Source organism: Pseudomonas sp. lyk4-TYG-107, from assembly GCF_030209055.1.
Classification (GTDB): domain Bacteria; phylum Pseudomonadota; class Gammaproteobacteria; order Pseudomonadales; family Pseudomonadaceae; genus Aquipseudomonas; species Aquipseudomonas putida_A.
Window position 1 is genome coordinate 250,584 of record NZ_JARVST010000019.1, and the last position, 12,574, is coordinate 263,157.

The 12,574-nt window shown below is 52.2% G+C and carries 13 protein-coding genes; 12 read left to right on the top strand and 1 reads right to left on the bottom strand.

Annotated elements, in window-relative coordinates; all coding sequences use genetic code 11:
• Window positions 1-120: 120 nt before the first annotated feature.
• Complete coding sequence (locus tag QRN61_RS16420; protein ID WP_285374200.1) at window positions 121-930, bottom strand: helix-turn-helix domain-containing protein; 810 nt, start codon at window positions 928-930, stop codon at window positions 121-123.
• A gap of 283 nt (window positions 931-1,213) precedes the next feature.
• Here QRN61_RS16420 and QRN61_RS16425 point away from each other — a divergent pair, with 283 nt between their 5' ends.
• From QRN61_RS16425 to QRN61_RS16480, 12 genes are all read left to right on the top strand, one after another.
• Window positions 1,214-1,468 carry a hypothetical protein gene (locus QRN61_RS16425; protein ID WP_285374201.1) on the top strand — a complete coding sequence of 85 codons (255 nt, stop codon included), beginning with the start codon at window positions 1,214-1,216 and terminating at the stop codon, window positions 1,466-1,468.
• 89 nt (window positions 1,469-1,557) lie between these two features.
• Entirely contained in the window at window positions 1,558-2,457 is a 900-nt protein-coding gene (locus QRN61_RS16430; protein WP_285374202.1) for a LysR family transcriptional regulator, read from the top strand.
• A 233-nt stretch (window positions 2,458-2,690) separates the two neighbouring features.
• Entirely contained in the window at window positions 2,691-3,191 is a 501-nt protein-coding gene (locus tag QRN61_RS16435) for a hypothetical protein (protein WP_285374203.1), read from the top strand.
• Window positions 3,192-3,289: 98 nt separating this feature from the next.
• Entirely contained in the window at window positions 3,290-3,508 is a 219-nt protein-coding gene (locus tag QRN61_RS16440) for an AlpA family transcriptional regulator (RefSeq protein ID WP_285374204.1), read from the top strand.
• A gap of 8 nt (window positions 3,509-3,516) precedes the next feature.
• Window positions 3,517-5,058 (top strand): ParB family protein, encoded by a 1,542-nt coding sequence (locus QRN61_RS16445; protein ID WP_285374205.1) that lies wholly within the window; start codon window positions 3,517-3,519, stop codon window positions 5,056-5,058.
• Window positions 5,055-5,615: a DUF2857 domain-containing protein gene (locus tag QRN61_RS16450; protein WP_285374206.1), complete on the top strand. Its 561-nt coding sequence runs from the start codon at window positions 5,055-5,057 to the stop codon at window positions 5,613-5,615. Before QRN61_RS16445 ends, QRN61_RS16450 begins: the two co-directional genes overlap by 4 nt.
• 28 nt (window positions 5,616-5,643) lie before the next feature.
• Window positions 5,644-6,765 (top strand): STY4528 family pathogenicity island replication protein, encoded by a 1,122-nt coding sequence (locus QRN61_RS16455; protein ID WP_285374207.1) that lies wholly within the window; start codon window positions 5,644-5,646, stop codon window positions 6,763-6,765.
• A gap of 136 nt (window positions 6,766-6,901) precedes the next feature.
• Entirely contained in the window at window positions 6,902-7,684 is a 783-nt protein-coding gene (locus QRN61_RS16460; RefSeq protein ID WP_285374208.1) for a PFL_4669 family integrating conjugative element protein, read from the top strand.
• Window positions 7,684-8,199, top strand: coding sequence for a DUF3158 family protein (locus QRN61_RS16465; RefSeq protein ID WP_285374209.1), 516 nt, complete (start codon window positions 7,684-7,686; stop codon window positions 8,197-8,199). The genes QRN61_RS16460 and QRN61_RS16465 overlap by 1 nt, the downstream gene beginning before the upstream one ends.
• Window positions 8,196-8,594: a single-stranded DNA-binding protein gene (locus tag QRN61_RS16470; RefSeq protein WP_285374210.1), complete on the top strand. Its 399-nt coding sequence runs from the start codon at window positions 8,196-8,198 to the stop codon at window positions 8,592-8,594. Before QRN61_RS16465 ends, QRN61_RS16470 begins: the two co-directional genes overlap by 4 nt.
• Before the next feature lie 275 nt (window positions 8,595-8,869).
• Window positions 8,870-10,876: a DNA topoisomerase III gene (locus tag QRN61_RS16475; RefSeq protein ID WP_285374211.1), complete on the top strand. Its 2,007-nt coding sequence runs from the start codon at window positions 8,870-8,872 to the stop codon at window positions 10,874-10,876.
• 464 nt (window positions 10,877-11,340) lie between these two features.
• Window positions 11,341-12,573, top strand: coding sequence for a DNA cytosine methyltransferase (locus QRN61_RS16480; protein WP_285374212.1), 1,233 nt, complete (start codon window positions 11,341-11,343; stop codon window positions 12,571-12,573).
• Window position 12,574: the final 1 nt, after the last annotated feature.

The window sequence follows — 12,574 nt, forward strand, 5'->3', positions numbered from 1 at the left end:
TTCAAGTCAGGGAGATTCTGCCACCGATTGGATCCCGGGAGGTCTTTGTGAAAAAGTGTGTGCCCTTCTGACACGCGCACATCGATGGCCGTCCACATGAAAATTCAGGGATCGCGTGCATTATCTTGCTCGAAATAAACCATCAATGATTTGAGCTTGTGTTAATCGGGCACGTAAGTCCGTATCGAGCCGTTGATCGTCAATGTGGTATTCACGTGTGTTTCTGTAGGCATCCAGATGACAGACCTCTTTCCCAAGCCAATGCCATACGACTTGTGAACACACAGGTGTTCGGCGATCACAACATGTCACACCAATTTTCATCCCATTGAGTCGTACGTTTTGCTTTTTGAAACTCGGGATGAGAATCGTTTGGTTAATCTCGCTTGAGCTTAAAAACTCGTACTCAATCAAAAATATACGATCTCCCAAATAATAAGCGATGCCTTCATATCTGTACTGTTGTGTGAGGTCGATTGCTTGCCCGCTCGGCATCGAGAGTTCTTTTCGGATAAAGACGAAATGACCATCGGTTTCGTTGATGTGAACCAACGAACAAAGTATTTGGCCTGGCTCCGACGTTGAGTAACTGTACTCATGGTAATAACCCACCATGCTTTTAAGCCTTGACGAAGAGCTACGACGCAAGTGCTCAACAGCTCTTTGTGGGGCAGTGAGTAATGATAGCGAGATTTTACGCTCTCTATCACTTACCAGTAGCACGAATTGCTCGGTTGGCAATGCAATTTCGTACCCCTCCACACCAAAAAAATCGCAGATACGCTTGAGGTTGAACGGTGACGGAAAGCTGTTGCCATTCAGATATTTATTGAATTGACCCCGATGTATATTCAGCCGTCGGCATACATCTGAAATCGATCGGTAAAAGCTGCAAAGATGTTTCAGATTTGGGGTGAAATACTCACGCATTCGATGGGTACTGAGTCGCTTGATTGTCAGATGGCGCCAAAGTAGCAGCAAGCCGCGACGTTTTCGAACAATTCGCGCAATTGCATCGAATAAGACAATATCTAAATATTACCTCCCGAAAGAATGAGTAAACATCCAGTCATGAGGAGTCATCCAAGTACTACACCGAATGCAGAAAAGGACTACGCACTCTGGAGCATTATTCGTTATCCCCACCTCTGGCCCGTGGCCATTTGAGCAAGTCGTTATAGCCTATTCCCGGTAAATCAGGAGTTGTTTGAACATGGATCGTTTTTTTCCCTTAAAAACCAACGCTACCGCCTCACCGGTATTGCTGATCGACGGCAGTGCCGAGACATCACAATTGTTGGAAAACGCACTACTGCGCATACGCGCAGGGACATCCGTGCTGCAGGCTCTAACCACGACGACGCTTCAATACACGAACGAAGCAGACCTTTTTCGTTTGATTTTGTCCGCATACCTCCCTTTGCAGGACGGGTTGGACTTGCTTGAACAGCTGCAATCGAAATCCTAGCCCTCACACGCCTTATCAGTACAAATAGCAAAAAATGATCCCTGATCACCTGTTCTGGCACCGATGAACGGTGCGGCTAAGGAGCACTATTGGAACTTCGGCACCTACGCGGCTTCATGGCTGTTGCAGAGGAGCTTCATTTCGCACGAGCAGCGCAGCGACTGCATATTGAGCAATCACCGCTATCTAGGACCATCAAGGAGCTCGAGTTGGAGTTTGGAACTCAATTGTTTGACAGAACGTCACGAGGAACACGACTGACTTGGCCTGGGGAGGTACTCGTCAAGGACACGGTCAGAATATTTGAGGCCATTGAGCAAGCACGCAGTAATGTTCAGGCCGCGGTGGCGGGTTATCACGGAACTCTTCGTATCGCATTGTCTGATGGAGTGTTGCCTCAGCGCCTCTCGGCGCTCCTGGCGCGCAGCCGAGAAGAGGAGCCCGAGGTGGAAATACGTCTTTACGAAGTATCACTTTCTCAGCAATTAAAAGGGTTGCGTGAGAAGGTCTTCGATGTCGGTTTTGCACGCTCAAATGACGTCGATCGGGGGGTGATAGCAACACCGGTATGGCAGACGCCTTTGACGGTCGCTCTCCCGGTTCGGCACCCCCTTTTGGCGCTCAAACTCATCCCTTTGATAGAGCTCTCTAGATATCCAGTCGTGCTATTTGACCCAAAAACCCACGCTGGTTTGTCCGGGCAGATAGAGCGTTTGTTCCGTAAAGCGCAGGTAGATGTTTCGGTCGCAGAACACGTATCCAGTCAAGAACTCATGCTTTCTCTCGTCGCTGCAGGTTACGGCGTCGGATTAGCATGCAAGGCTCAAATGGCTCTTTTCCAAAGCAGTGAAGTTCTAACTCGGCCATTGGCTGGCGACCCTCCCTTGTTAACGAGTTACCTGCTGTATCGAGAGAGCGTACCGGATGGACAACTCAAAAGGTTCATCGCCAGGGTGAGTGAAAGAGACACCCATCAGGATGGACCGTAATCCGGGAACGAGTGACTGTTTGAGTCTCAAGCCAGACCGAAAGGGACACAGGCTTGCACGTTGAAGACCCTGGGATCAGTCGTTTTACTGATAACAAGCCCTGAATGTCTTCAGACTTGGCGAGTCTGAAAACATTCACGATCAATGCGGGTATGCGCCATGACGTATTAAGTCTTTCTCATCGGGCAGTCTGAGGGTTCCATAGACAGGCATAACACGCCATGGAAAGTCTCGTGAACAAAAAACCTACGCGACATGAAATCATGCTTGTCTTCCATCCCACAGAGGCGGCCATACGGTGGGTCGACTTTCTTGAGCAAGAAGCCGACATCCTGAATTGGATGGCAGTTGGGAGCCACCCGCACCTCAAATACGTCGCGCGCAGCGCATACCATCAACTGCACATCGGGCAACTGTTACATGCGATGAGCCATGGAGAACCGGCATGCGAAAAAAACCGTCAACAACAGAGTGAGTCCCGCTTTGAAAAAGCAGCGCAGCGCTCGAGTATTAACTCTGAAACGGCCTCTCTAAACATCATTGGTGCGTTGTTGACATTGCTGCTTGGGCAATCGCCAAGGGGGGGCCGCTACTCGTCGTTCAAAACACTTGAGTCTGTCATCTTGGCCTTGATAGCCAATCATAACGGTCGCCCTGGCATAACCGAACGTGCGTTGTGGGCCAAGTTTGCTGAAGCCAGACGCCACCTTAGCTCGCCCCTAGAAAACGAGTAACGGACTCAGATCCTGCAACAGCAGCGATTACCTGAGCTCAATCCACTGAATGCCAAATGCCCCCTGCCAGAGCAATCAACGCTCAAGGAGAACTCATCGTGCCTACGCAACAGCAACCGACATTTCTTTTGCAAGAACGCCGTATTTTACGGCGCTCTGATGTTGAGCAAAAAACAGGGCTCAAACGCGCCTTTCTCTACAGTTTGATGAGCCAAGGTAAATTCCCCAAGTCTGTTCGGATCGGAGCTCGAGCCGTCGGATGGGATGCAATGGAAGTGGACCAGTGGATCACTGATCGCTTGAAAGATCGTGACTAAGGAGAGTCATGACCGTGGCAATAAACATCATCTCTGAAACCGTGCCCCCTCTACAGGCAGCCAAGCCTACGCAAATAACTGCAGCGGCCTATACCGAGGATCCCGTAACCGATACGCCGATGGTTGTGACACTCGATCAACTGAAGCCCTACGATCTGAATCCAAGAGTCACGCGTAACCCCAAGTATGATGAGATCAAGGCGTCCATTCTCGAACGTGGGCTAGACGCCCCTCCCCCCATTACTCGACGACCGGGTGAGGCATGCTACCGAGTTCGCAATGGTGGCAATACGCGGCTATCGATCTTGAAAGAGCTTTGGACGGAAACTAAAAATGACCAATTTTTTCGTCTGGCTTGTGTATTTCGTCCTTGGCCAAATCGCGGCGAAATAGTCGCGCTTACCGGACATTTGGCAGAAAACGAATTGCGCGGTGGACTGACGTTTATCGAGCGGGCACTTGGTGTGGAAAAGGCCCGGGAACTCTACGAACTGGAGTCCGGCGACACGTTATCTCAGTCTGAGCTTTCAAGGCGTCTGACCGCCGACGGATACCCGGTGCAGCAATCTCACATCAGTCGAATGCGCGATGCTGTTGAGCATCTGCTGCCAGCGATTCCGAAAATGCTCTACGGTGGGCTCGGGCGTCATCAAGTCGAACGGCTTGCAGTAATGCGCCGCTCCTTTGCCAAAATTTGGGAGGAATATGCGCGAGGCAAGCCTCTCCCTATCGATTTTGCGTCTTTGTTTCATGACGCACTGCTGATGTTTGATGGTCCAGCCTCCGAACTAAGCATTGCTAGAGTACAAGACGAAATCGTTGGTCAGATGGCTTGTTATCTCAAGGTCGACTACGACACCTTAGTCCTCGCTTCAGAATCAGGCGTAAAGCGTGAGCAGGTGTTGGCAACGACTTCAGTACATCGCTCAATGCTGAATTCACCGCCAAGCGATTCACTTGCTATCAAGGCGAATGCTTTGAAAACGATGCCGCCCTCCTCCACAAATTCTCCAAGCCAGATTAATACCTCAAAGGATCCTGATCGACTGCAGTCTATCCAGGCATTAGTAGCCAAACACGCCGGAGACGAGCCTGTGCTTGCCCGAGATGTATTGCCCTTCACTCAAGGAAGTCTTTTTCCTATCTCAGATATCTGGAGCATCGACCCTGGCTTGGATGAGCCGCAACGTCTGCGCATTCACATTAGTCAGTTTGCGCGGGAGATTTGCCAGGACGCCGCAAAGGCTGACCTCATCACGCAGGTGGATGAAGGGATCGGCTTCCGTTGCAGATTTGATGCAATGACTGAAGACCTGTCTCCGTCGAGCTTGCTTGGGCTGTTGGAGATGTTGACCAAGAACTCGCCTTCTATATCAACACCGATAGATATAGGCCCTCTTCTGCTCGGTTCCGATGCTTCTCAAGGCGAACGTTTGAGTGATGCCAACCTGGTCAAACTATTTCGTTTGATCAGATTGGCTCGACGCCTGATTGACCATAAATCACATAGCGGTCCAGACACGCCGATTAATCTTAAGGAGGACGCGTGACTACACCTCACCCGATTAATCAAGCCGTTATTGCTCAAGCTCTGCATGATCTGCGCAACGGTCAACTACGCCGATGCAAAACCATGGGTTTTGCTGATGAGGATCTGGCAGCGCTGAAAGAGCCAGCAATGCTCAGCGTGCTACTCAATGCTCGAGTGCCATGGTGCACAGTGCAGATAAATCGCAGCGTGCTGCAAAGAGTACTTAGCCAAATGAACGATCTGGAGCAGGAGATTGCCAATGTAGATCGAATGCTTAGGCTAGGTGCCAGTACAGAGATGGTGAGCACGTTCTATGGGTTGACCCATCAAGAAGTCGCACTACGCCGTGGCGTTCTTGGATTACCTAAACGCAAAGGTCGCCACCCGGTGCTAACCGAAGCACAGGACACTTTGCTCTGGCAGCGATGGCATCCACAATTGCAAATTCGCAATATCGATCCTAAAGACGAAATGGCGATGCTGGAACTGACACTGGATCTTGCGCAGGAGCTTTCGTTTCCTGCTTCTGTCATCTGGTTAACCCTACAAGCCTGGATTGCTCAGGGATTGGTCTAGCACAGTGAAAAGCTCAGGCCCTATTCCGTTGTCCACGGTTCTCGATACCGCTTTGAAAGACTTGCGGATCGAGCATGCACAGGGAAACGGTGATGGCTTTCTGTTCAGTGGGAATCGGCATGAAACCGTGCCTCGCTCGCTGCTGCTCGACACGCGCCTGACGCCACTCGAGCGAAACGCCTGGCAAGTGTTTCGCCTACTACTCAACGAGGATGGTGTCACGGCCTTCCCTACGTATGAGCAACTGCGAAGCTACTTGGCGTGTGTGCCCTGTGGCGCACAAGCGTCCCACGAAAGCGTGGCCAAGACTCTGACGGTATTGCGCCTGACTCGATGGTTGAGCCTGGCGCGAAGGCGCAGAGATTCACGTACAGGGCGAGTACAGGGCAACTTGTATGTACTGCATGATCGTCCTCTCACCCCCTTTGAAGCGATGCAAATCGATCCCGAGTACATGGTGCTTGTCAGTAATACTCTCAAGCACCCCAATAAGGGGGTTCAACGAGTCGGATTGGCTGTACTTGAAGAAATCGGGGAGGATCCTGGTGTTCAAACGCGTCTATTGCCCAGCCATTTACAGGTTTTAACCGCAAGCCTGTATCAGCAGCCGTTCCAAAAACAGCAATCAGAAACCGTTTCCGAAGTGCATGATTTATCTCCTTTGACGAGAAAAAATGCTCAGCCTTCGGAAACCGAATTGGGCCGGGAATGCCCTGAATCCGGCTCGCTACGGCATCCGAAGACTGCGAGTACTTTAAGTAAAAAAGCGTTAAAAAAACTACGTACAGCTGAAGGCTCCCACCAGATCTGCGAATTGCAATTCCCTGCACGCTTCAAACAGCTGACGCCAACGCAACAGGCAGGTGCCAAAGTCGCACTCTTGCAGCTCACCGGCGATGTTCGTCAGCAGGTTTTGGATGAATGGGCCATGAGGTGTCGAGATAGCCAAGTACGCAATCCGGCAGGTTATCTGTTTGGAATCATTCAGAAGGCGCTGCAAGGACATTTCACGGCTTGGGCCGCAAAGGATCAGAGGACTGAGCCACCAGTCCCGCCTCCCCGATCAAATCGCGAGCCAAAGGCCGAGCGCGATCCAAGCGTGGCCCATGCCCATCTGAATGTGCTCAAGGGTCTACTGCATCTACGTTGAACACGATCAGAACAACGTTATCCCCTAGGGATAGGAAACGAAAATCGGGCTTGAGTCGCGTGCCCTTTGTTCGCTGACAGCTACCTGCCATCGCCTTAAATCTGAGCACTCTTCAAAAACACTGAGTGCTTCTGCAATGACAAGCGATCTGCAACTGAACCTGGGGGCGTTGCGCAGCAGCATGCAACTGACCCTTCATACCCATCATGCTTCACGCATATGGCATGGACGAGATGCATCACAAGGTCGGGCGACGATTATCGGTCTTAATGGCTTCATTGCCATCATGAACAAGATGAAACGTAGTGCCGAGCAGGACGATCCCTACGCCGATGCCTGGATGCTACGCATCGAAGAGAAGTTGAACGACACAAAGTTATGTCTCAAATCTCTTAGCGAGGAAATTGATCTGGCGCTCGCTGAGGTTCCCGACGCATTGAACATGGGGGAAAACCTTAACGTTCAGCCTGTTCGATTGCCGCTTTTTATCAATGCTCAACTCGGTTTCATGGCCGTCTATTTGTTGGCGGACTATGACGATCTGGCAAGGCGCCTGATTTTGGCTCATCACACCGCCCTGATTGATCGCCGCACTCTTGAACGCCTGCTCAACGAAGGCGCTCATGCGCTCCGCAGTCTTTTCAGCTTTGCACAGCAATTCAAACCCTCAGGATTAAAGCGCATTGACTATGAATCTGAATCCCAAGCTGCCATCAGGGCCAGGGAGCGATTTGGCGAAGTACCACAGGATGTGATGGATGGAAGCAGACGTTCACGCTTCGCTCCCCCCTTATCGCACCGTGCCCCTCCAAGACGACAGTGTGATGAGGAACAAGGCACTGATGCTCAATTAACGGCACCCGAGGATGTCATCAGTGATGACTCGCCTGCTTTGGTCCAGCCAGAGGAGGAGCGCTAATGGAACTGCACTACTTTCATCCATTGGATCAAAGCGATTTTGAACAGCTGGAATATGCCGCGTACCTAAAAGGCCTTTTCAGACCTTTTAAAGGTAAGGGGGATCTCGAGGACTGGGCCGGACAATGCATAGCGATACGTAATGGGCTGATTAGTCTGGCGACGCAAAGCGTTCTGGTTCAGGCACGTCACTACCCGTTCAACCTGTTGCAGGCCCAGCTCACGTCTCACATCACAGGCGCAGGAACAACCTTTATGCGCTGGCGCAACCCTGAGCGCACAACTATGGGCGTGGAGTTGTGGGCAAAGTGTATTGAGAACGATGCAACTCCCAACCTGGTCATCGCCGACCTGCTTGCAATGGAGCAACAGCGGATTGTGCTGAACATGCAAATCAGTCTGGCCCATACCTTGGCCCGCCAGGCCCAAGAGTGCGCCAGAAAGATGGCAGAGGCTGAAGCGATCTATCAACGCTGCGTTACTAATCGCACGATCACCCCGGAGCAAAACCGATGAGTACCCATTTTGTTGGCGAAGGCAATATTGGTTCCACTCCCGAATTCAGGACGTTCAATAACCATAACAATGAGCCTAGGCGCTTGCTACGGCTGAACATCTATTTTGACAACCCTGTACCTGTCAAAGACGGGTATGAGGATCGAGGTGGATTCTGGGCCCCTGTTGAAATCTGGCACCGAGATGCCGAGCGTTGGAGCACTGTGTACCAAAAAGGAATGCGTGTGATTGTTGAAGGCAGAACAATCAAGGAGGAATGGCAAGACGCCGATGAAAATACCCGCGTCACGTTCAAGATCGAGGCAAGGCGAGTCGGTATCCTCCCTTATCGATTGGAAAGCGTCACATTGGGTGGTAGATCAGCTGCCGCCGATTCCAGCGATCAATCCCATTAGATTGCAGTACGGGGGGGGCTGGGCCAATGATCCATCGCCCCCCTGCTCCAACGTCTGTTCAGACTGCTCCAGCTCAACTGTCCACTGACATCCATGCTGGAGCCGCGCGCTTCATAACGAATCTTTTACAGAAACGTCTTCTGACTTGTTCTCTTACTCTCCCGACTTTCTTGCCCTCATAAATCGGATATGAGCAAGACCCGTTTGATCCTCGCTATGGTTTCAATCTGAGGGCCAACTTCGCCTGTCATTCAGCGAAGAACACAGGTCATGACATGCGACTTTTTTTGTGTGAAAAACCCTCTCAGGGTAAAGACATCGCTCGAGTGCTTGGTGCCCGTCAACGCGGCAACGGCTGTTACAAGGGGGCCGAAGTTGCAGTGACCTGGTGCATCGGACATCTGGTGCAAGCGGCAGAGCCTGAAGCTTATAACGAGCGTTTCAAGCACTGGTCGCTTGAGGACTTGCCGATCATTCCCGCTCAGTGGCGCGTCGAGATCAAAGAACACACCAAGGCCCAATTCAAGATCGTTAAGCAACTGTTGGCTCAGTCATCTGAACTTGTCATCGCGACCGACGCTGATCGTGAGGGGGAAATGATCGCCAGAGAGGTGCTTGAGCTGTGTCGGTATAGAGGTTCAATTCAACGTCTTTGGTTATCAGCCCTCAATGAAGCTTCTATTCGCAAGGCGCTTGATAGCTTGCGCCCCGCCGCCGATACGCTTGCGCTTTACCATTCTGCTTTGGCCCGAGCGAGAGCCGACTGGCTTATCGGCATGAACATGAGCCGACTTTTCACACTGCTCGGCCGTCAAAGCGGTCACCAGGGCGTACTGTCGGTCGGGAGAGTACAAACACCAACGTTACGACTGGTGGTTGACCGCGATCGAGAGATTGAGCGCTTTGTACCTGCTCCGTTCTGGAGCATAGAGGTTCAATTAAGCATCTTGGGGCAATCTTTCTCTGCACAATGGATAGCGCCGGGCACGGCCATCGACAGCAAGGGGCGTTGCATTCGCCAAACAGAGGCACTGCATGCGCTTCAAAGCATTCGAGAGGCTCAATACGCGACTGTCGAAGCGTTAGAGACCGATCGGATAAGGGAGGTGCCGCCGTTACCCTTTGATCTGAGTACGCTTCAGGAAGTCTGCTCATCTCGATTTGGGTTCGGGGTTCAGCAGACGCTGGATATCGCCCAAACACTGTATGAAACCCACAAAGCAATCACATACCCTCGAACTGACTCAGGCTACCTACCCGAAAGTATGTTCATTGAGGCAGATGCACTGTTCAGTGCGCTGGCCATCAGCGATCCATCGATCCAACCACTGGTGCAATCACTGAACCGTAAACAGCGCTCGCGGGTTTGGGATGACGACAAGATCGGTGCGCACCACGGCATCATTCCTACGCTGGAGCCTTTTGGAATCGAGAACCTGAGCGCAAACGAGCGTTCGGTGTATGAGCTGATTCGTGCTCATTATCTGGTTCAGTTCCTACCCCACCATGAATATGACCGAACCAGTGCACAACTGATATGCGGGGAAAATAGACTGCAGGCCAATGGCAAGCGAATCGTCAGCTCCGGCTGGCGGCAAATGTTAGGGAAGCATGAGTCAGATGGGGATGCAGTTCCACTGCGTAGTCAGGTACTGCCGCCCTTAGTCATCGATGATCAATGTGATGTGCTGCAAGTGGAAATCCTCGCACTCAAAACGCAGGCACCCAAAGCCTACACACAGGGCGAGCTGATCAAGTCCATGAAAAATGTGGCCAGGATGGTTACGGATCCTCGGTTGAAACAAACACTAAAAGACACCGCGGGTATAGGTACGGAGGCAACTCGCGCCAATATCATTGGCGGTCTCTTGAGTAGAGGCTACCTCTATAAAAAAGGTCGCTCGATACGGGCCTCTGATGCTGCATTCACGGTGATCGATGCCGTACCCGCTGCGATCGCAGATCCCGCCACCACCGCCCTATGGGAACAGGCTTTCGACAAAATAGAAGCCGGGCAGATGACGTTGGACTGCTTCATTGCCAAACAGACGATATGGGTGACGCAACTGGTTGAACATCACCGAACGGCAACTTTGGCGTTACATTCGCACGGTGGCCCCAACTGTCCACTGTGTGGAGCATCTATGCGTCAACGTAAAGGCAAGCACGGAGTGTTCTGGTCCTGCTCCCGTTACCCCGAATGCCGAGGTGTTTTGCCCGTCGCATCTAAGTCCCCGACCAGTCATAGAGCGCGTCGTCGCTCACCACCCAAAGGTGGGTGAGCGGTCTGCCCAAGCACGCCAAATCCCTCTGAAACTGCGTGTGCGTCCAACTCCAATAGAGTTGTTATGTTAGGGATAAATTAATCACTGTCGCAGACGTAGTGCTGCTCATTTAGTTGAGGTACTCCACCCTGATGGGATTCCTCATCGCCCTGATCTGGGTGATGAGGAATCCTATCAGGGTAGACGTAATCAGTGCCGGCACCCACTGGCCAAATAACGGGTTCCTTTTGTACGCGGATGTGTGCTTCACGATACCGACCCACGCCACGATTCGGGTCGGGTGTGACGGCTGTAGCAGCGTATGGAAATGACGACCGCCATACGCCTCACAGTCCATAAGTGGCTTCTTTTTCAAGCCGAGGGGGTCATCCTTCGGCATCTCTGTCCCTTCTAACCACCTATGCGCAGCAAGGCCTTTTTAAAGGCCACATGACTGACCGCTAAAGCGAAGGACACCCCCCATGCAACAAGAATCACCTCCCCTCCAGTACGCCAGCGTCTGCAGCGGTATTGAAGCTGTCAGCGTCGCCTGGCAACCATTGGGAATGCAACCGGCCTGGTTTTCGGAAATTGACGCATTCCCTTGCTCGGTGCTGGCCCACCATTACCCTGAAGTGCCCAACCTGGGTGACATGACCTTACTTAAAGAAAAAATCCTTGAAGAGGAAGTTTCATCCCCGCCCTTTCTCGTTGGAGGTACTCCCTGCCAAGATTTCAGCGTTGCTGGTTTTCGTGCAGGTATCGCAGCGCCCCGAGGCGCACTGACTCTGAAATTTGTGGAACTGGCCAATGCCATCGATGAAGTCCGAACTCGTCGCGACGACCTTGAATCCATCATCGTCTGGGAAAACGTTCCCGGCGTACTCAGTGACAAGCGAAATGCCTTCGGTTGTCTTCTCGCAGCATTGGCTGGCGAAGAAAGCGAACTTCACCCACCAGGGAAGGCGTGGTCGCACGCGGGTGTTGTGTTTGGCCCCCAAAGAACAGTCGCTTGGAGAGTCTTGGATGCCCAATATTTCGGCCTGGCCCAACGACGTCGTCGTGTGTTTCTTGTCGCAAGTGCTAGAGAGAACTTCGATCCCGCCGCGGTACTTTTTGAGTCCGAGAGCCCGCGCCGGGATATTGCGCCGCACCGCACGCCGCAATCGTGTACTTCCCCCACTACTGGAGCAGGCACTCAAGCGAAAGGGAGCCTAGAGGTTCGAGCTTTTACCAACACATATGGGATGTCGAGTGGGCAAGGCGGCGCTGAGGCAAGCCTTGAGTGCTGCCCTACCCTGACCTGCAATCACGATGTCGCCATCGTGGTTTGTACGAGCACTGAAACAACAACCACGTTCGCCGACAACGGAAACGGGGATCATTGTTCAACTCACCAACAACCGATCTTGAGCAGAGTCTGTCATAAGGCAAGACGACTGACGCCTCAAGAATGCGAGCGGCTTCAGGGTTTACCCGGTGGCTATACGAGGATTCCGCGCCGCCACTATGCGACAAGACGCGTGAGCCGCAGCAGACCTGCTGACCTGTGGGACGCCACGGCTACTGGCTGGATGCTGATGGCGGCAGACAGTCCCCGCTACACAGCCATCGGCAATACCATGGCCGTGCCCTGTCTCGTATGGATTGGCAAACGGCTGATCAAAGAGCTATCAAAAGAATACGGAGTTGAACCTGGAGGGATTGATCACTGAC

Bases quoted from the DNA above. Each gene is read 5' to 3' on its own strand.
- QRN61_RS16465 (WP_285374209.1), top strand. From the start codon at position 7,684: ATGGAACTGCACTACTTTCATCCATTGGATCAAAGCGATTTTGAACAG.
- QRN61_RS16460 (WP_285374208.1), top strand. From the start codon at position 6,902: ATGACAAGCGATCTGCAACTGAACCTGGGGGCGTTGCGCAGCAGCATG.
- QRN61_RS16425 (WP_285374201.1), top strand. From the start codon at position 1,214: ATGGATCGTTTTTTTCCCTTAAAAACCAACGCTACCGCCTCACCGGTA.
- QRN61_RS16445 (WP_285374205.1), top strand. From the start codon at position 3,517: ATGACCGTGGCAATAAACATCATCTCTGAAACCGTGCCCCCTCTACAG.
- QRN61_RS16470 (WP_285374210.1), top strand. From the start codon at position 8,196: ATGAGTACCCATTTTGTTGGCGAAGGCAATATTGGTTCCACTCCCGAA.
- QRN61_RS16475 (WP_285374211.1), top strand. From the start codon at position 8,870: ATGCGACTTTTTTTGTGTGAAAAACCCTCTCAGGGTAAAGACATCGCT.
- QRN61_RS16420 (WP_285374200.1), bottom strand. From the start codon at position 930: ATGCGTGAGTATTTCACCCCAAATCTGAAACATCTTTGCAGCTTTTAC.
- QRN61_RS16480 (WP_285374212.1), top strand. From the start codon at position 11,341: ATGCAACAAGAATCACCTCCCCTCCAGTACGCCAGCGTCTGCAGCGGT.